Raw genomic sequence first — 19003 nt, forward strand, 5'->3', positions numbered from 1 at the left:
CAATGAGCGGCGACCTCTCCAAGACGGCATACGACCACCTGTGGATGCACTTCACCCGCATGTCGTCGTACGAGAATGCCCCCGTGCCCACGATCGTGCGCGGTGAAGGCACCAACATCTACGACGACAAGGGCAAGCGCTACATCGACGGCCTCGCCGGCCTCTTTGTGGTCAACGCCGGCCACGGCCGGGTCGAGCTCGCCGAGACCGCCTACAAGCAGGCGCAGGAACTGGCCTTCTTCCCCGTGTGGTCCTACGCCCACCCCAAGGCGGTGGAGCTCGCCGAGCGTCTGGCCCACCACGCCCCCGGCGACCTCAACAAGGTCTTCTTCACCACCGGTGGCGGCGAGGCCGTCGAGACCGCCTGGAAGCTGGCCAAGCAGTACTTCAAGCTCGTCGGCAAGCCGATGAAGCACAAGGTGATATCCCGCGCGGTGGCCTACCACGGCACCCCGCAGGGCGCCCTGTCCATCACCGGTCTGCCCGCTCTGAAGGCCCCCTTCGAGCCGCTGGTCCCCGGCGCGCACAAGGTCCCGAACACCAACATCTACCGCGCCCCGCTCCACGGCGACGACCCCGAGGCCTTCGGCCGCTGGGCCGCCGACCAGATCGAGCAGCAGATCCTCTTCGAGGGCCCCGAGACCGTCGCCGCGGTCTTCCTCGAGCCCGTGCAGAACGCCGGTGGCTGCTTCCCGCCGCCGCCCGGCTACTTCCAGCGGGTCCGCGAGATCTGCGACCAGTACGACGTGCTGCTCGTCTCCGACGAGGTCATCTGCGCCTTCGGCCGTCTGGGCACGATGTTCGGCTGCGACAAGTTCGGCTACATCCCGGACATGATCACCTGCGCCAAGGGCATGACCTCGGGCTACTCCCCGATCGGCGCCTGCATCATCTCCGACCGCCTGGCCGAGCCGTTCTACAAGGGCGACAACACCTTCCTGCACGGCTACACCTTCGGTGGCCACCCGGTCTCCGCGGCCGTCGGTATCGCCAACCTCGACATCTTCGAGCGTGAGGGTCTCAACCAGCACGTCCTCGACAACGAGGGCAACTTCCTGAGCACCCTGCAGAAGCTGCACGACCTGCCGATCGTCGGCGACGTCCGCGGCAACGGCTTCTTCTACGGCATCGAGCTCGTCAAGGACAAGGTCACCAAGGAGTCCTTCTCCGACGAGGAGACCGAGCGCGTCCTGTACGGCTTCCTGTCCAAGGCGCTGTACGACAACGGTCTCTACTGCCGCGCCGACGACCGTGGCGACCCGGTCATCCAGCTCGCCCCGCCGCTGATCGCCGACCAGCCGGTCTTCGACGAGATCGAGCAGATTCTGCGCTCGGTCCTCACCGAGGCCTGGACCAAGCTCTGAGCATCACGTCACCTCCTGGCGCGCTGAGCTGATACACAACTGAACATCCACCGGCTCAGATTCACTCACTTCAAGCCATACGAGTGAATCTGGGCCGTTGTGCTGCCAAGCGACGAATACCGGGGGTCACCAGTCCTTACCGTGCTAGTGACCGATACCCTCCATGGTCGTTCACCCGGTCGGGGGAACGAATCGACGCGAACAAGCAAGAGGTGCGCAGATGGTGGCCCCGCCTGACAACGACGTTCTCTGGGCCCGCGGCCTGCACCACACGCACGGCGGCACCACCGCCCTCGCCGGAGTCTCCGTCGGCGTCCGCGAGGGCGAGATCCTCGCCGTCACCGGCCCGCGCGGCAGCGGCAAGACCACCCTCCTGAAGTGCCTCTCCGGTCAATTCGTCCCGACCGAGGGCGAAGTCTGGTTCAACAGCGCCCCCGTTCACACCCTCTCCTCCCCCAGCCGCGAACGGCTGCGCCTGGACCGGTTCGGCTGGATCGACACCGAACCGCACCTCGTCCCCGAACTCACCACCTGGGAGAACGCCGCCCTCCCGCTGCTGCTGCGCGGCACCGGCACCCGCTCCGCCAAGCACACCGCCCTCGAATGGCTGGACCGCCTCGACGTCGGCATGTGCGCCCGCCGCCGCCCCGCGCAGCTCGACCAGTCCCAGCGCCAGCGCGTCGCCATCGCCCGCGCGCTCGCCACCACCCCCCAGGTGCTGTTCGCCGACGAGCCGACCGCCCCGCTGCACAGCGCCGACGGCACCCAGGTGCTGCGCACCCTCACCACAGCGGCCCGCTCGCACCAGATCACCGTGGTCCTGGCGACCCATGATCCCGACGTCGCCACGCTCGCCGACCGGTCCATCGCGCTCCTCGACGGCCGGCAGTCGAGCGGTGCGTCCGCCACCACCGGCGCCTCCGATGAGGAAAGCAGGGCAGCGTGCTCGCTCTCCGTCTAGCCCGCGGCTCTCACCCCCTCGTTCTGCTGCGCCGTCTCTTCGTCGCCATCGCAGCGGCCGGCACCGGCTTCCTCCTGCTGTCCGCCGTCGGCCACGCCGCCGGCCACCCGGCAACGGCCGAAGATTCCTTGGTACGCCTGCTGTGGTGCGCCGCCCCGCTCGCCGCCACCGCCCAGTTCGCGGTGTCCACGGCCCGCACGGACCCCGCCGCCCGCCTTCAGCGCGGTATGACCGCCGCCGGCCTGGGCCCGCTCCGCCTCACCCTGCTCGCCGCCGCCTCCACCGCGCTGGCCTGCATCCTCGGTGTCCTCCTCGCGCTGCTCGTCTTTCTGCACCTCCGTGGCGATCTCGGCGGTTCGTCGTCCGCCGGCGTCGACTCCGACCTGCTCGGCGCCGGCCACCCCGTGCCGCTCGTCGGCGCGTTGATGCTGCTGGCGACCGTGCCGGTGACCGCCGCCGCCGCGACCGCCGTCTCGCTGCGCCCCCGCGACGAGACCGGCTCGACCGAGCCCGAGGTCCGCCTCCGGACCACCCCGCCCTCCGGTCTCCCCTGGGGCATCGCCCTGGCCGCGGCGGGCCTGGCGATCGAGGCGTACACCAGCCCCGGCGCCGACGCCCCCGGCGGACTGCTGCCGCTTCCGGGCCGGATGATCGGCAGCCCCCCGGGCGTGCTGGCCGGCTGGGCGCTGTCCGCCTTCGGCCTCGTCCTGGCCGGCCCCGGCCTGGTGCATCTGTGCGGCCGTCTCCTGTGCGCCGGCCGTCCCGGCGCGCTGCGCCTGCTGTCCGGGCGTGTACTCCAGGAGGAGTCGCACCGCCTCGGCCGCCCGCTTGGCGTTCTGTGCGCGGTCGCCTCCGCCACGTACGCCGCCGTGAAGGTCTACGAAGCCTCTCCCTCCCGGCCGTTCGGACCGCTCACCGCCCTCGGCGCGGCGGTCGTCCTCGCCTGTGTCACCGCCAGCGCGCTCACCGCCGCACTCGAATCCCGCTCGGCACGCGCCCACACCACCGCCGCCCTGCGCCGCCTGGGCGCCTCCGCCTCCGTCCTCCACCGCGCCGCGGCCCTGCGCACCCTGGCGCTGCTCCTCGTGCTGGCTCCCCTGACGTGGACCGTGGCCGAAATGGCGACACTTCCGCTGGTGCATTGAGGGGCGAACAGGCCGGGCCCGAGGCCGGGATGGGAAGGGGGCTCGGGAGGAGGCACGGGTGGCATCCGCGCTCAGCCTGGAGAGGTGCCCGGGCGGAAACGAGCTCCCGCCGCCCCGGAGCCGATGCGCTCAGCGGGCCAGCGCCGTGACCTCCACCTCTATCTGCCAGTCCGGCTGGGCCAGTGACGACACTTCGAGCAGCGTGTCCGCGGGGTAGGGCTCGGACAGGAACTCCCCGCGCAGCGCGATGACATGGTCGAGGTGGGCGGCCATGTCCGTGACGAAGATGCCCACCTTCACCACATCGGCGAGCGAGGCACCCGCCGCGGCGAGGACCCGCTCGACATTGGCGAACGCCTGCCGCCCTTGGGTCAGGAAGTCGTCCGAGACCGTCCGTCCCTGCTCGTCGATTCCCGCCTGCCCCGAGACATGGATCCATCCGCCCGCCTTGACTGCCTGCGAGATCTTGTACGGCTCGTACCAGTCCGGTGTGGTGGCGATCCGCTCGATCTCCCGGACGCCCTGATCCTCCGCAACACCATCCACCGACGTCGTCATCGTCACACTCTCCCCCTCAGCTCCATGCACATACATTGCTTGCATGCACATACATAAGTTTCTGCTGCATGTACGCTGCTGTCAAGAGCCCGGCGGAACACGGCACAAGAAAGCGGATGGCGATGGACGCGGAGCACTGGGACCGGCTCGGAGCACTGCACACGCGCGTCGAACAGGAGCTGGCAAAAGCCCTCCAGCAGCACCACAGCATCGGACTCTCCGAATACCGCGCGCTGGCCCGGCTGGCCGAGGCGGACGACGGTGAGCTGCGCATGCAGGAGCTCGCCGACCTCATCGGCCTCAACCAGAGCTCGGTGAGCCGACTGGCCTCCCGCCTGGAGTCGTCCGGTCTGACCCGCCGCGACCTGTGCCCCGACGACCGGCGCGGCGTATACAGCGTGATCACCGACGACGGCCGGGACCTGCAGAAGAAGGCGCGCCCCACCTACGACGGCGCGCTGCGCGCCGCACTCGACGCGGCGGCCGCGGACGGGCACCTCAGACCCCTGGTCGAGTCGCTGCGGACCTAACATGGCGGGCGTGCAGCCGAATTCAGAGCCCCCAGCGCCCCGCCACCCTCGCGACCACGACCGTGAGATCGAATCCCTCCAGGAGTTCGACCGCGTCATCGCCTCGGGCAGCCTCGCCGGACACCGCGTCCAGTCGGTCGATCTGACGGACCGTACGTTCGCGCTGCTCAGTACGGACACCACGGATTCGGTGTTCCTCGGCTGCCCCATGGAACCGGACGCCGCCGCCAAGGTGCGCGCCGGTGGCGCCCTGGTGTTCCCGCCCATACCGGACCTGCCGTTCGATCCGTACCGGGGCAGCCTGTACGGACCGGATGAGCTCTTCGAGGGGCTCGTCGACGCCGGCTACGACGCCACCCCGGACGCCCGCACGTACCACTGGTACCAGGAGACCAAGTCGGACGGCGACATCTTCGCCTCGATGCTGCGCAGCATCCACGACGACGCCGTCTCCGATGCCCTGGACGAACACCTCGCCGGTGCACAGGTGGTGGGCATCATGGGCGGCCACGCCCTGGAGCGCGGTTCGGCTGCCTATGCGGGCGCGGCCCGGCTCGGCCGCCGGCTCACCCGCGACGGCCTGACCGTCGCGACCGGCGGCGGCCCCGGCGCGATGGAGGCGGCGAACCTCGGGGCGTACGCCGCGCCCTTCGAGGACGACATGCTCGACTCGGCGCTGGAGCTCCTCTCCAAGGCGCCGCGCTTCACCCCCTCGATCACGGACTGGGCGCGGGCCGCCTTCGACGTACGCCGCAGCCGGCCGGCCGGCGGCGCCTCGGTCGGTATCCCCACCTGGTTCTACGGACATGAGCCGCCCAACGCCTTCGCGTCCCACATCGCGAAGTACTTCGTCAATGCGCTGCGCGAGGACGGCCTGCTGGCGCGCTCGAACGCCGGCGTCGTCTTCCTTCCGGGCGCGGCCGGGACCGTGCAGGAGATATTCGACAACGCGACCCCGAACTACTACGAGTCGCGGGGCGAGCCGACCCCNAGGAGATATTCGACAACGCGACCCCGAACTACTACGAGTCGCGGGGCGAGCCGACCCCGATGGTGCTGGTGAACCGCGAGCACTGGACCGAGAAGCTGCCCACCTGGCCGCTGCTCCAGGCGCTCGCGGCGGACCGCCCCATGGCGGCCCGGATCGCCCTGGTCGATTCGGTGGACGAAGCCCCGGAGGCGCTGGCCCGCCTCAAGGCCGACGCGCCATCCTGAGCCAGTCCCCGTCCTCTCGGCTCTCGCGCCGAAGGCTCCGTCGCGGCCCTCCCTGGCCGGCCGCACGATCTGTTTGCCCGTCCGAGGCAACTCACGTCCCTAATTGCACGTCTGCCAAGCCAGGTAATGAACAGGTAATGCAGGCAGCGCGCGAACGGAGCTCTTGGTGATCATCGGCCTTCTGACGGCCGTGGCGGCGTCGGCCTGCTACGGCACGGGTTCGGTCCTACAGGCGGTGGGTTCGCGCAAATCCGCCCGCCAGGAGGCGGCCAAGGCTTCCACCGCCGGTGTCACCCAGCACGGCGGCCCCAGCCTCTCCTCCACCGCGAAGGCCGCTGTGACCTGGGAGTTCATGGTCGGCACGGTGCTGGACTTCATTGGTTTCGGACTCGGCGCGCTGGCCGCCCGGCTGCTGCCGCTGTTCCTGTCCCAGACCGTGATCAGCGCCAACCTCGTGATCACCGCCGTATTGAGCGTCAAGCTCCTCGGCATCCGACTCACCCGCCCCGAGTGGGCCTCCATCGCGGTGGTCTGTTCGGCATTGGTGCTGCTGGCGACGGCCGCCGGGCCGGAGGGCACCGGCCACACACCGATCGCTACGCACTGGTGGCTGCTTGTCGCATCGATCGTGCTCATCGGCGGCGGCACCGTGATCGTACGGATGCTCGGCGGACGGGCTGCGATCCTCGCCGGCCTGCTCTCCGGCCTGGGCTTCGGCGCTCTCGGCGTCGGCGTACGGGTCCTGAACGGCGCGGCCCCGTTCCACCTGCCGTCCCTGCTCAGCGACCCCGCCTTGTACGCGATTCTGGTCGCGGGCATCGGCGGGATGTATCTGCACACCGTGGCCTTGCAGATCGGTTCGGTGAACGGCGCCACGGCGGCCCTGGTGGTGGGCGAGACCGTGGTCCCCGGCATCCTCGGCGTGCTGTGGCTGGGCGACGCCTCCCGTCCTGGCTTCGCCTGGATGGCCGTCCTCGGTTTTGTGGTGGCCGTGGCCGGAGCCGTGGCGGTGGCCTGGTTCGGCGAGCCGGAGTCGGGGCCGGAGACGGAACCCGGCTCACCGGGAGCGCGCTCCACGGATGCGGAGGCCGAGGCCGCGCCTACGGGCGGCTCGGCGCCGGATGGCGGCCAACGGGCCGAGGGCAGGCCCGCGCCCGCCGAGCAGCCCACTACCCCCGCCGGCCGGCCATAGCGCCGGCTCCTCCCAGGAACGGTCCCCTCCGCACACAACATCGAGAGCGTCACCCGAAGCCCCTACGAGAACCGGCGGTCCCAGGGCTGCCGCTCCAACAAAGAAGTCAGGCCGCAGCGTCCAGCACCACCACATCCCGCGCAGCGAAAGCGATGCCCACCCGCTGACCGACCTCGGGCGCGTCCCGCAGTGCGCAGGCCGCCTCCACCTGCGGTCCGCCGGTGGGCTGGAGCAGCAGGGCGACATGGGTGCCACGGAACGTCCGGGCCGCGACCGTACAGGGCAGGCCCTCCGGGACGGGCGTCAGCCGTACGCTTGCCGGGCGGACCAGCAGGCGGCACGGGCCGTCCAAAGTCCCGTACGGGACCGGCACCTTGCCCCATGGGGTGACGGCGGCGTCGCCCTGCACCGTCGCCTCGACGACATTGTCGAAGCCGAGGAAGCGGGCGACGAATTCGGTGGCCGGCCGCTGCCAGACCTCCAACGGGGTGCCGGTCTGCGCGATCTTGCCGTCCTGCATCACCACGACCCGGTCGGCGAGCGCGAAGGCCTCGCCCTGGTCGTGGGTGACGGCGAGCACGGTGGTGCCCAGCTCGTGGAAGAGGCGGCGCAGTTCGACGACCAGTCGTTCGCGCAGACCGCGGTCGAGCTGGCCGAGCGGCTCGTCCAGCATCAGCAGGCGGGGGCGCGGGGCCAGCGCGCGGGCCAGTGCGACCCGCTGCTGTTCGCCGCCGGACAGGGAGGCCACCGCGCGCCGCTGGGCGCCCGGCAGTCCGACGAGGTCCAGCAGTTCGGCGACCGTACGCTCCTGGTCGGCGCGCGAGGAACGCCGCATCCGCAGCCCGAAGGCGACATTTCCCGCGACATCGCGCTGCGGGAAGAGCTGGTGGTCCTGGAACATCAGCCCGACCCCGCGCCGGTGCGTGGGCACTCCTGACTGGTCCCGTCCCTCCAGCAACACCTGCCCTGCATCGGCCTGTTGGAGACCGGCGACCACGCGCAGCAGTGTGGACTTGCCGCTGCCGCTCGGCCCCAGTACGCAGACGATCTCGTGTGCGGTGACGTCCAGATCCACCACATCGAGGGCGGGACGCCCGGAGGCGCCGAAGCGGACGGTCACCCCGCCCAGCCGCAGCAGCTCCTGCGCGGTGGTGTCGGCCCGTGCGGTCATCTAGAACTCCCCGGACTGGTCGATGGGACGGATGCGCTCCAGGACCAGCAGGGCGCCGGCGCACACCACCATCAAGATGGTCGACAGGGCCATCGCCTGCCCGTAGTTGAGCTCGCCCGCTCGGCCCAGCAGTCGTGCCACGGCCACCGGCAGCGTCGGACGGTCCGGCCGTGCGATGAAGACGGTCGCGCCGAACTCACCGAGCGACACGGCGAAGGCGAAGCCCGCGGCGATCAGCAGTGCCCGCCGCACCATCGGCAGGTCCACCTCGCGCCACACCCGCCACGGTGAGGCGCCGAGCACGGCGGCCGCCTCCCGCAGCCGTCCGTCGACCGCCCGCAGGACGGGCAGCATCGTCCGGACCACGAACGGGACGCCCACCAGTGCCTGGGCGAGCGGGACCAGCCACCAGGAGGACCGCAGGTCTAGGGGTGGTTTGTCGAGGGTGATCAGAAAGCCGAAGCCGACGGTCACCGCGGAGACCCCGAGGGGCAGCATCAGCAGCACGTCGAAGCCGCGGACGAACCGGCTGATCACGGGAGTCCGCCCGGACGGCCCCCTGCGCAGCTGAGGGAGGGTCAGGGCGGCGGCCGCCAGCCCGCCCACCACCAGCGCGATCACCGTGGCCGCTGCCCCGTAGGCGAGGGAGTTCCACAGCGCGTCCAGGGGTGCGACGGCGAAGGTGCTGTCGGCGGCCGCGGCGGACCGCAGCGCTTCGTAGAAGACCGCTCCGTAGCCGTCCGGCCCGGCGAAGGACCGTTCCACGAGCACGACCAGGGGCACGATGAGCAGGACGGTGATGACGGCGAGCGTCCCCCACAGCAGCGCCCACTGGCCACCACCGCGCGGCCTGCGGGCGGTTTGTGCGGCGTTCACCAGCCGCAGCGCGGATTCCCTGCGGCGCACGGTCCAGGCGTGCAGCGCCAGCACTCCCAGCACCGCCACGAATTGGATCATGGTCAGGACCGCGGCCGTCGGCAGGTCCAGGAAGTCCGCGGTCTGCCGGTAGATCTCCACCTCCAGTGTCGAGAAGGTGGGCCCGCCCAGAATCTGCACCACCCCGAAGGAGGTGAAGGTGAAGAGAAAGACCATCAGGGCGGCGGCCGCGACGGCCGGCCCCAGGGCGGGCAGCGTCACCCGCCGCCAGGCGGCGAACCGTCCGGCGCCCAGCACCCGCGCCGCCTCCTCCTGACGCGGATCGAGCTGCCCCCACAGGCCGCCGACGGTCCGTACGACCACCGCGTAGTTGAAGAAGACATGCGCCAGCAGGATCGCCCACACCGAGGTGTCCAGGCGCACGCCCCACAGGTCGTCCAGCAGCCCGCCGCGCCCCACCAGCGCCAGGAAGGCCGAGCCGACAACAACGGTCGGCAGCACGAACGGCACCGCCACCACGGCCCGCAGCAGTTGCTTGCCGGGGAAGTCGAAGCGTGCGAAGACATACGCCCCGGGCAGCGCGATCAGCAGCGTCAGCCCGGTGGAGGCCGCCGCCTGCCAGACAGTGAACCACAGCACATGTACGACATCCGGGTCGCTCAGCACCGCACCGAACCGGCCCAGCTGCCACTGCCCGCCGTCCTTGAGCCCCCGCCCGACGATCGCGACGACCGGATAGGCGAAGAACAGCGCGAAGAAGGCGAGCGGCACCGCCATCAGGCCGAGCCGCACCGCCGTTCCCCGTGCGGGCCGCCGGCGCCGGCCGCCGATTACTTCAGAACGAGCGAGGACCACTGCTTGATCCACTGTTCACGGTTCTTGGTGATCGTCTCCGGGGCCGGCGTCGCCGGCTGGTCGATCGTCGCGCCGTACTTGGTGAACAGCTCCGGCACCTTGGCGTCCTTGCGTGCCGGATTGACGAACATCTGCAGCGGTACGTCCTCCTGGAACTTCTTGCTGAGCAGGAAGTCCAGCAGCGCCTTGCCGCCCTTCTCGTTCTTCGCGCCCTTGAGCAGGCCGCCGAATTCGATCTGCCGGAAGCAGGTGCCGGTCGCGACGCCGGTCGGGGCCTCCTTGGGCGCGGGCTTCTTTCCGAGCACCTCTGCGGGCGGGCTGGAGGCGTAGGAGACCACCAGCGGCTTGTCACCCTTGCCCTTGCTCGCCGCGGAGCCCGAGAACCGGTCGTTGTAGGCCTGCTCCCAGCCGTCGACGACCTCGACACCGTTGGCCTTGAGCTTCTTCCAGTAGTTCTGCCAGCCGGCGTCCCCGTACTTGGCGATGGTGGCGAGCTGGAAGGCGAGGCCCGGGGAGGAGGTCGCGGAGTTCTCCGTGACGAGCAGCCCCTTGTACTGCGGCTTGGTCAGATCGTCGAAGCTCTTCGGCGGCGCGATCTTGTGCCGGGTGAAGTAGCCGCGGTCGTAGTTGACGCAGATGTCGCCGTAGTCGAGCGGGGTGACGCGGTGCTCGCCCTTGTCTAGCTGCAGCGCGGCCGGGACGCTGTCCAGCCCCTTGGCCCGGTACGGGCTGAAGAGGCCCGCGTTCAGGCCGCGCGAGAGGAGGGTGTTGTCGATGCCGAAGAACACATCGCCCTGGGGATTGTCCTTGGACAGGATCGCCTGGTTGACGGCCTTGCCGGCGTCCCCGCCCATGAGGACCTTGACCTTGTAGCCGCTCTCCTTCTCGAAAGCGGCGATGACGGACTTCGAGGCGCTGAACGAGTCATGGCTGACGAGCGTGACGGTCTTGGCGTCCGCGCTGTCACCGCCCGAGGAACCACACGCGGCGAGTGCGGTCATACCGACCGCGGCGGCGAGCGCTGTCGCGGTGATCCTGCTGGTGGTGCTCACTGATTTCCTCCTGGCTGGCCAGGAAGAGACGCGGCCCCGCCCGGTGTCCGCGGCTCTCGACGTCCGATGACGTACGGAGGGGACTCCGGGCAGGGCGCAACAGCATGAGTGACGACCGAACTTCCTACCCGGAATGACCCGGGCGAGGTTCAAGGGTCTGCGGGCACCGTATGGCTACGACGCTTCCGCACTCTCAGCGCTGTGGCGCTCCCCTGTCGGAATGTGCATTTGTTCGATCACACGGTACCAGCGAGCCCTCAGCGTTCCGAGGCCGCGAGCTGCCCGCAGGCGCCGTCGATCTCCTGGCCGCGGGTGTCCCGGACGGTCACGGGCACGCCGTGCGCCTCGATGGCCTTGACGAACCCCCGCTCGTCCTCAGGACGCGATGCGGTCCACTTCGACCCGGGCGTCGGGTTCAGCGGAATCAGGTTCACATGGACCCGCTTGCCCTTCAGCAGCCGTCCCAGCAGGTCACCGCGCCACGCCTGGTCGTTGATGTCCCGGATGAGGGCGTACTCGATCGAGATGCGCCGCCCGGACTTCTCGGCGTACTCCCACGCCGCGTCCAGAACCTCGCGCACCTTCCAACGGGTGTTGACGGGCACGAGCGTGTCGCGCAGCTCGTCGTCCGGTGCGTGCAGCGACACCGCGAGCCGGCACTTGAAGCCCTCGTCGGCGAACCGCACCATCGCCGGGACCAGGCCGACCGTGGAGACGGTGATGCCGCGCTGGGACAGGCCCAGCCCGTCCGGCTCGGGGTCGGTCAGCCGCCGGATGGCGCCGACGACACGGTTGTAGTTGGCGAGCGGCTCGCCCATCCCCATGAAGACGATGTTCGACAGCCGCGCCGGTCCGCCCGGCACCTCGCCGTCGCGCAGCGCACGCATCCCGTCCACGATCTGGTGCACGATCTCGGCGGTGGACAGGTTCCGGTCCAGCCCCGCCTGCCCGGTGGCACAGAACGGGCAGTTCATACCGCAGCCGGCCTGCGAGGAGATGCACATGGTGACCCGGTCCGGGTAGCGCATCAGCACGGACTCGACGAGCGTGCCGTCGTGCAGCTTCCACAGGGTCTTACGGGTGGTGTCGTTGTCGCACGAGATGTGCCGTACGACGTTCATCAGATCCGGCAGCAGCGCCGCCGCCAGCTTCTCGCGCGCCGCCGCCGGGATGTCGGTCCACTGCGCCGGGTCGTGCGCGTAACGGGCGAAGTAGTGCTGCGACAGCTGCTTGGCACGAAACGGCTTCTCACCGATCGCGGCCACCGCTTCGCGGCGCTCCACAGGAGTGAGATCGGCAAGGTGCCGCGGGGGCTTCTTGGCCCCGCGCGGCGCAACGAAAGTGAGTTCTCCGGGTGCAGGCATGGTTCCTCCAGTGTCGCAGATGCACGAAGAGGGGCCTGCCACGTACTGCGGCAGACCCCTCCCGGGCATCGGGGACCCGTGATTCAGCCCGATCCCACAAAGATCACGAACAGCAGCCAGACGACCGGGGCGGTCGGCAGCAGGGAGTCGAGGCGGTCCATGATGCCGCCGTGGCCGGGGAGCAGGGTGCCCATGTCCTTGATGCCCAGATCGCGCTTGATCATGGATTCGCCGAGGTCGCCGAGGGTGGCGCTGGCCGCGACCGCGAGGCCGAGCAGCAGGCCCTGCCACCAGGCGCCGTGCTTGATCAGGAATTCCATGCACAGCGCGCCGGCCACCATCGCGAAGAGCACCGCGCCGACGAGTCCCTCGCGGGTCTTGCCGGGGCTGATGCGCGGCGCGAGCTTGTGCTTGCCGAACCGCCAGCCGACCGCGTACGCACCCGTGTCGCTGACGACCGTCAGCAGCAGGAACGTCATCACCCGCTGCGGCCCGTCGGGCTCGGCCGCGAGCATCAGCGCCACGAACGTCGCGAGGAAGGGCACATAGAACGCCGCGAAGACGCCGGCGGTGACATCCCGCAGATAGTTCTCGGGCGCCTCGGTCATCCGCCAGACGAGGACGGCCAGCGCGGTGAGCGCCATTGCCACCCATGCACCCTCGGCGCCGCGCACATATCCGGCGACGACCATGGCGGTGCCGCCGACCGCGAGCGGCACCAGCGGCACCTTGATGTCCTTGCACTCCGCCAGCCGCGAGGTCAGCTCCCACAGCCCCACGACGACGGCGATCGCGACCACGCCGATGAAGACGGGCTTGTAGACGAAGAGCGACGCGATGATGATCACGCCGAGACCGACGCCGACCCCTATCGCGGCACGCAGATTGCGGCCCGCGCTCTTCTTCTTCGGCTTCTCTGAGTCCTGCGGGCTGTGGTGCCCGGAGGAACCGGGGAAAGCAGTGGGCATGGGCTCCTGCGGCTTTTCGTCGCGGAACAGGGGGCCGCTCAGTCGAGCAGCCCCCCGGTCGTCCGGGTGGTCCCGGTTATTCCGGATGTCCCGATGTTCCCGGTCGTCGTCCTGGTGTCCGCCTGGCTCGGGCACGATGGGCATGGGCCGAGTCTGCGCCGCGTCGGCCCAGTCGTACACGGGACCCGCCGAGGCAGGGGGCGCCACCCCGCGAAGCGAGGAGGCCGGTCCGTTGTGGGGCGGTCCCCATTGACCGGCGCCGGGCGGGGCCCCCCAGGATGACTCGTTCATCAGACCTCGAGGAGCTCGGATTCCTTGTGCTTGAGCAGCTCGTCCACCTGCGCGACGTACTTCGCGGTGGTGTCGTCGAGCTCCTTCTCGGCGCGGCGCACCTCGTCCTCGCCGGACTCCTTGTCCTTGACGAGCTTGTCGAGGGTCTCCTTGGCCTTGCGGCGCACGCTGCGGATCGAGATCTTCGCGTCCTCGCCCTTGCTCCGGGCGACCTTGATGTACTCCTTGCGACGTTCCTCGGTCAGCTCCGGGAAGGTCACTCGGATGATGTTGCCGTCGTTGCTCGGGTTGACGCCGAGGTCCGAGTCCCGGATCGCCTGCTCGATGTTGCGCAGGGCGCTCTTGTCGAACGGGGTCACCACGGCCATCCGCGGCTCGGGGACCGCGAACGACGCCAGCTGGTTGATCGGCGTCATGGCGCCGTAGTAGTCCGCCACGATCTTGTTGAACATCGCCGGGTGCGCACGCCCGGTGCGGATCGCGGCGAAGTCCTCCTTGGCGACCACGACGGCCTTCTCCATCTTCTCCTCGGCCTCGAGGAGGATCTCTTCGATCACCACTTGCTCCTGGTCTTTTCGGTAAGAAGCAGAGCCTCGCCCCTGCCGCGCGTCTTCTCCTGCACGGTGTCCGACCGGCAGGCAGTTGTCCATCCCCGTGCCGAGGTCTTCCCCCGGCCGGGAGTTGCCGCCCGTACAGGCCGATGCCCGTACGGAATCACGGCAGTTGGGGCCGTCAGGCCCGGGTGCCCTGATCGCTGACGAGCGTGCCGATCTTCTCACCCTTCACCGCACGCGCGATGTTGCCCTCGGCGAGCAGCTCGAACACGAGGATCGGGAGCTTGTTGTCCCGGCACAGCGTGATGGCGGTGGCATCGGCGATCTTCAGGTCGCGGGTGATGACCTCACCGTATTCGAGCGCGTCGAACTTGACCGCGTCCGGATTCTTCTTGGGGTCGGAGTCATAGACCCCGTCCACACCGTTCTTGCCCATCAGCATGGCCTCGGCGTCGATCTCCAGGGCACGCTGGGCGGCGGTGGTGTCGGTGGAGAAGTACGGCATACCCATACCGGCGCCGAAGATGACGACCCGGCCCTTCTCCAGGTGGCGCACCGCGCGCAGCGGAATGTACGGCTCCGCAACCTGGCCCATCGTGATCGCTGTCTGGACGCGGGAGTCGATGCCCTCCTTCTCCAGGAAGTCCTGGAGGGCCAGACAGTTCATGACCGTTCCGAGCATGCCCATGTAGTCGGAGCGTGCCCGGTCCATGCCGCGCTGCTGAAGTTCGGCGCCGCGGAAGAAGTTGCCGCCGCCGATCACGATGGCGATCTCGTAGCCGTCGCGGACCACGGCGGCGATCTCGCGGGCCATCGCGTGCACCACATCGGGATCGACACCGAGTCCGCCGCCGCCGGCGAACGCCTCGCCCGACAGCTTCAGCAGGAAGCGCCGCCTGCCGCCGTTACCGGCATGGTCTGTGTGCGCGCCGTCGGCACCGTGATTCATTGAGCTCTCCTCGTGCACATACGAAGAAGGCCATTGCCGTGGGTCTGGTTCAGATCCCCTTGCGGCAATGGCCTCCTCGTCACATCTGCGGCCGGCCGTTGAGCGGCCGACTGCGTACGACCCTAGCGGGGTCGCAGGTCATTCGCTGCCTTCGCGGCAGGCTCAGATGCCGACCTTGATGCGCGAGAAGCGCTTCAGGGTGACACCGGCCTCCTGCAGGACCTTCTCGACGGACTTCTTGTTGTCGAGCGCGTACGGCTGGCCGAGCAGCGTCGCGTCCTTGAAGAAGCCGTTGAGGCGGCCTTCGACGATCTTCGGCAGGGCGGCCTCGGGCTTGCCCTCGGCACGGGTGGTCTCCTCGGCGACGCGCCGCTCGGCCTCGACGACCTCGGCCGGGACGTCGTCCTTGGAGAGGTACTTCGGGGCGAACGCGGCGATGTGCTGCGCAACGCCCTTGGCGACCTCGGCGTTCTCCTTGTCGAGCTCGACAAGGACACCGATCTGCGGCGGCAGGTCAGGCATGGTGCGGTGCATGTACGCCGACACGTAGCCGTCGGAGAACTGCGCGAAGCGGTCCAGGACGATCTTCTCGCCCAGGTTGGCGTTGGCCTCGTCGACGAACGCCTGGACGGTCTTGCCGGCCACGATCTCGGAGGCGAGCAGGGCCTCGATGTCGGCCGGAGAGGTCTTCGCGACGTGCGCGGCGATCTCGTTGGCGACGGCCTGGAACTTCTCGCCCTTGGCGACGAAGTCCGTCTCGCACTTCAGCTCGACGATGACGCCGGAGGTGTTGTCGCCGGCGATCACGGAGACCACCGCGCCGTTCTCGGCGGAGCGGCCCTCGCGCTTGGCGACGCCCTTCTGGCCCTTGATGCGCAGCGCCTCGACGGCCTTGTCGACGATGCCCTCGGCCTCGTCCAGGGCCTTCTTGCAGTCCATCATGCCTGCGCCGGTGAGCTCGCGGAGCTTCTTGACGTCGGCGGCGGTGTAGTTCGCCATGGTCTGTGAATCTCTTCTCGAAATCTCGAAGTCGAAAGATCTACGGGTGGACGGCGGGGGCGGCGCGCGTTGCGCCCTCCCCCGCCGTCATCAACCGGATGCTGCGGGTCAGGCCTGCTCGGCGTCCGCGGCCGGCGTCTCGGCCTCGGCGGCCGGGGCCTCGGCAGCCGGAGCCTCGGCGGGAGCCTCAGCAGCCGGAGCCTCGGCGGCGGGGGCCTCGGCCGGCTTCTCGGAGTCGGCCTTCTTCTCGCCCTCGAGCAGGTCGCGCTCCCACTCGGCCAGCGGCTCGGCGGCGGCAGCCTTCTCGCCGGGCTTCTGGTCGCCGGTGGCGGCACCGGAGCGGGCGATGAGGCCCTCGGCGACGGCGTCGGCGATCACGCGGGTGAGCAGGGTGACGGAGCGGATCGCGTCGTCGTTGCCCGGGATCTTGTAGTCGACCTCGTCCGGGTCGCAGTTGGTGTCGAGGATCGCGACGACCGGGATGTTGAGCTTGCGCGCCTCACCGACGGCAATGTGCTCCTTCTTGGTGTCCACGATCCAGACGGCGCTGGGCACCTTCTGCATCTCGCGGATACCACCAAGGGTCTTCTCCAGCTTGGCCTTCTCGCGGGAGAGAACCAGGAGCTCCTTCTTGGTGAGGCCGGAGGCGGCCACATCCTCGAAGTCGATCTGCTCGAGCTCCTTCAGGCGCTGCAGGCGCTTGTAGACGGTCGAGAAGTTGGTCAGCATGCCGCCGAGCCAGCGCTGGTTCACGTAGGGCATGCCCACGCGGGTCGCCTGCTCGGCAATGGCCTCCTGGGCCTGCTTCTTCGTGCCGACGAACATGACCGAGCCGCCGTGGGCGACGGTCTCCTTGACGAACTCGTAGGCGCGGTCGATGTACGACAGCGACTGGAGCAGGTCGATGATGTAGATGCCGTTGCGCTCCGTGAAGATGAAGCGCTTCATCTTCGGGTTCCAGCGGCGGGTCTGGTGCCCGAAGTGGACGCCGCTTTCCAGCAGCTCCCGCATCGTAACGACGGCCATGGCCGTACTCCTTGTTGTTCTCGGTTCCACTGCGGCCGGTCGGCCGCGGTGCCTGACGCCCCGACGCGCCTGCCGGGGAAGGCACCTTGCGGAGCCGTCCGAGGACCGAGGAGCGCGGCCGTCGTGCTGCCCGAAAGGGACTGGTGCACTGACGGCGGGGCGTGCGAAGTCGACCCGGTGACCCGGATCGCCACCAGAAGTGTACGGGACTGCCGATGCACCGGGCGACACACACCATTTTGAACCCCGCGCGAGTGACGCCGTTGTCCACAACCGGCCGGTCATCCACAGCTTCGGACCAAGATCCCCACGCCGTGGGGCGTCTGCGTCACCGTCGAGACATGCGACGAAAGATGCGACGACAGATGCCACCGGAAACGCAACAAAATTCGGGCGGGGACTCGCCCGGCTTCCAGGACTTGGAAGCCGGGCAGGGCTTGCAGGGCCGGCAGAGACGCCCTGGGTTCCCTGGGCTCCGCGACTTCCGTGGAGGCTCCTCGGGCCGGTTCAGCCGCCGGCGGAGCCAAGCCCACAGCCGACCGCGCCGCGCGCCGGTACCCCTCCCCACCCTCCCCGTTCCCCTTCCCTTCCCCCGGCACCGGTCCCGCTTCCGGCCGCCTGCGCCATTACCGCCGGCGCCGAGCCGGAAGCCGACCGGACACGGGACGAGCTGCTTCTTTCCGGCCCGCGTGGCGTGCGCGCTCCTGGCTCCGGCGATGGCAGTGGTGCTCTCCCTGCCGGGGATGATCCTGGTCCCCCCGCTCACACACGCTGTCGCTCCGTTCCTGGCCACGCTGGCAGGGCACGGGGTGGAGCTCGGAGCGGCTCGACCTGCGGGGGCGGAACGCCCTGACGCGACGGGACGACCCGGAGCTGCGGAACGTCCCGAGCCATCGGCTTCGGCTTCGGCTTCGGCTTCGGCTTCGGCTTCGGCTTCGGCTTCGGCTTCGGCTGGGGACCGTGCCTGGCCTGTTGTGGGAACGGCCGGCATACGTCCCGCGGTGTTACGCGGCTGGGAGCCGCCCCCTTCCCCCTGGGCGGCGGGCCACCGCGGCGTGGACCTGGCCGCATCCGCCGGCGCGACGGTGCGGGCGGCCGCGCCCGGCCGGGTTGCGTACGCGGGAACCGTCGCCGGCCGTGGCGTCCTCACCATCGAGCTGTCCCACTCGGGTCGCCCTCCCCTACGCACCACCTACGAGCCCGTACGCTCCACGGCCCGGAAGGGCCAGCCCGTCACGGCCGGTCAGCCGGTCGGCGTACTGCAACGCGGCCCGTTCCACTGCCGCGGGCCCTGCCTTCACTGGGGCCTGCGCCGCGGAAAGACGTACCTGGACCCGCTGTCACTGCTGCCCGGGAGCATGCTCGGCGGCGGCCCGTCGCGGCTCCTGCCGGTCTTCGGGGTTCCCTTGCCCGCTGGCGGCCGCACGGATCCTCGGCGACCGGAACCAGCAGCTCAGGAGACACGGTCGAGGCCGACCGGGGCCGCCCTCCTGGGGGCGGTCGGGCTCGCGGCCGCGGCCCTCTGGGCACTGGGCCGTCTGCCGCCCGACCGGCCGGCGGGGAGGGGTGGGCGTGCGGGAGACGGGTGACGGGTGGCGGTGGTGCGGCCGGCTCAGCCAGTGGGGAGATGAGGGGTGATCACGAGCGAGGTGGTGGTGATCGCGGGGAGGTGAGGGAAGCGCAGAGGTAAGCGGGGCCGCGCGGTAGCGACAGGGCACGCGGGGAGGTGAGGGGCGCGCAGAGGTGGCGGCGGCCGCGCGGTAGCGGCAGAGGAGCGCGGGGCGGAGAGGCCGGCTCGGTCTGATCGCACCGCGCCGTAGACCAACATCCAGGCCATGAGTCCGGCAACACTGCGGGCTGCGGGCTGCGGGCTGCGGGCTGCGGGCTGCGGGCTGCGGGCTGCGGGCTGCGGGCTGCGGGCTGCGGGCTGCGG

At 70.0% G+C, this 19003-nt stretch carries 17 protein-coding genes and 1 pseudogene; 8 read left to right on the forward strand and 10 right to left on the reverse strand.

The features are described from left to right. Window positions 1-2: 2 nt before the first annotated feature. The 3 genes from DY245_RS21430 (at window position 3) to DY245_RS21440 (ending at window position 3470) form a co-directional block, all read left to right on the forward strand. Complete coding sequence (locus tag DY245_RS21430; protein WP_128508862.1) at window positions 3-1364, forward strand: aspartate aminotransferase family protein; 1362 nt, start codon at window positions 3-5, stop codon at window positions 1362-1364. 220 nt (window positions 1365-1584) lie between these two features. Then, on the forward strand, window positions 1585-2325 hold the full coding sequence (locus DY245_RS21435) for an ABC transporter ATP-binding protein (RefSeq protein WP_128508863.1): 741 nt from the start codon (window positions 1585-1587) through the stop codon (window positions 2323-2325). Beyond that, window positions 2307-3470 carry a hypothetical protein gene (locus tag DY245_RS21440; protein WP_128508864.1) on the forward strand — a complete coding sequence of 388 codons (1164 nt, stop codon included), beginning with the start codon at window positions 2307-2309 and terminating at the stop codon, window positions 3468-3470. The genes DY245_RS21435 and DY245_RS21440 overlap by 19 nt, the downstream gene beginning before the upstream one ends. 129 nt (window positions 3471-3599) lie before the next feature. On the opposite strand, the gene DY245_RS21445 is transcribed toward DY245_RS21440, so the two are convergent. Then, window positions 3600-4028, reverse strand: coding sequence for a RidA family protein (locus DY245_RS21445; protein WP_128508865.1), 429 nt, complete (start codon window positions 4026-4028; stop codon window positions 3600-3602). Window positions 4029-4150: 122 nt separating this feature from the next. Here DY245_RS21445 and DY245_RS21450 point away from each other — a divergent pair, with 122 nt between their 5' ends. The 4 genes and pseudogenes from DY245_RS21450 (at window position 4151) to DY245_RS21460 (ending at window position 6965) form a co-directional block, all read left to right on the forward strand. Further along, entirely contained in the window at window positions 4151-4558 is a 408-nt protein-coding gene (locus tag DY245_RS21450) for a MarR family winged helix-turn-helix transcriptional regulator (RefSeq protein WP_128508875.1), read from the forward strand. Between the two features lies 1 nt (window position 4559). Continuing rightward, window positions 4560-5548: LOG family protein (locus DY245_RS46560; protein WP_244943180.1), on the forward strand; the 989-nt coding region annotated here is incomplete at its 3' end. A gap of 1 nt (window position 5549) precedes the next feature. Beyond that, a pseudogene (locus DY245_RS46565) lies at window positions 5550-5773 on the forward strand (LOG family protein); the annotation flags it as partial. Window positions 5774-5939: 166 nt separating this feature from the next. Beyond that, entirely contained in the window at window positions 5940-6965 is a 1026-nt protein-coding gene (locus DY245_RS21460; protein ID WP_244943181.1) for a DMT family protein, read from the forward strand. 106 nt (window positions 6966-7071) lie between these two features. Here the strand turns inward: DY245_RS21460 and DY245_RS21465 are convergent, their stop codons facing one another. From DY245_RS21465 to rpsB, 9 genes are all read right to left on the reverse strand, one after another. After that, on the reverse strand, window positions 7072-8136 hold the full coding sequence (locus DY245_RS21465; RefSeq protein WP_128508866.1) for an ABC transporter ATP-binding protein: 1065 nt from the start codon (window positions 8134-8136) through the stop codon (window positions 7072-7074). Continuing rightward, a complete protein-coding gene (locus DY245_RS21470; RefSeq protein WP_128508867.1) occupies window positions 8137-9804 on the reverse strand; it encodes an ABC transporter permease in 1668 nt (555 codons plus the stop codon). A gap of 38 nt (window positions 9805-9842) precedes the next feature. Beyond that, a complete protein-coding gene (locus DY245_RS21475; RefSeq protein WP_181923798.1) occupies window positions 9843-10919 on the reverse strand; it encodes a thiamine ABC transporter substrate-binding protein in 1077 nt (358 codons plus the stop codon). A gap of 257 nt (window positions 10920-11176) precedes the next feature. Then, window positions 11177-12283 (reverse strand): dual-specificity RNA methyltransferase RlmN, encoded by a 1107-nt coding sequence (gene rlmN / locus DY245_RS21480; RefSeq protein WP_128508868.1) that lies wholly within the window; start codon window positions 12281-12283, stop codon window positions 11177-11179. Window positions 12284-12366: 83 nt separating this feature from the next. Then, a complete protein-coding gene (locus DY245_RS21485; protein WP_128508869.1) occupies window positions 12367-13542 on the reverse strand; it encodes a phosphatidate cytidylyltransferase in 1176 nt (391 codons plus the stop codon). After that, window positions 13542-14099, reverse strand: a complete 558-nt coding sequence (frr, locus tag DY245_RS21490; protein ID WP_128508870.1) for a ribosome recycling factor — start codon at window positions 14097-14099, stop codon at window positions 13542-13544. Before frr ends, DY245_RS21485 begins: the two co-directional genes overlap by 1 nt. A 175-nt stretch (window positions 14100-14274) precedes the next feature. Beyond that, a complete protein-coding gene (gene pyrH / locus DY245_RS21495; RefSeq protein ID WP_128508871.1) occupies window positions 14275-15045 on the reverse strand; it encodes a UMP kinase in 771 nt (256 codons plus the stop codon). A gap of 162 nt (window positions 15046-15207) precedes the next feature. Then, the gene (gene tsf / locus DY245_RS21500) at window positions 15208-16044 is read right to left on the reverse strand and encodes a translation elongation factor Ts (protein WP_128508872.1); all 837 of its coding nucleotides are present in this window, start codon (window positions 16042-16044) and stop codon (window positions 15208-15210) included. A 108-nt stretch (window positions 16045-16152) separates the two neighbouring features. After that, entirely contained in the window at window positions 16153-17070 is a 918-nt protein-coding gene (rpsB, locus tag DY245_RS21505; protein ID WP_128508873.1) for a 30S ribosomal protein S2, read from the reverse strand. Between the two features lie 743 nt (window positions 17071-17813). On the opposite strand from rpsB, the gene DY245_RS21510 reads away from it, so the two are divergent. After that, window positions 17814-18659 (forward strand): murein hydrolase activator EnvC family protein, encoded by an 846-nt coding sequence (locus DY245_RS21510; protein ID WP_342354206.1) that lies wholly within the window; start codon window positions 17814-17816, stop codon window positions 18657-18659. Window positions 18660-19003: the final 344 nt, after the last annotated feature.

The organism is Streptomyces inhibens (genome assembly GCF_003389455.1).
In the GTDB taxonomy this organism is placed as follows: domain Bacteria; phylum Actinomycetota; class Actinomycetes; order Streptomycetales; family Streptomycetaceae; genus Streptomyces; species Streptomyces inhibens.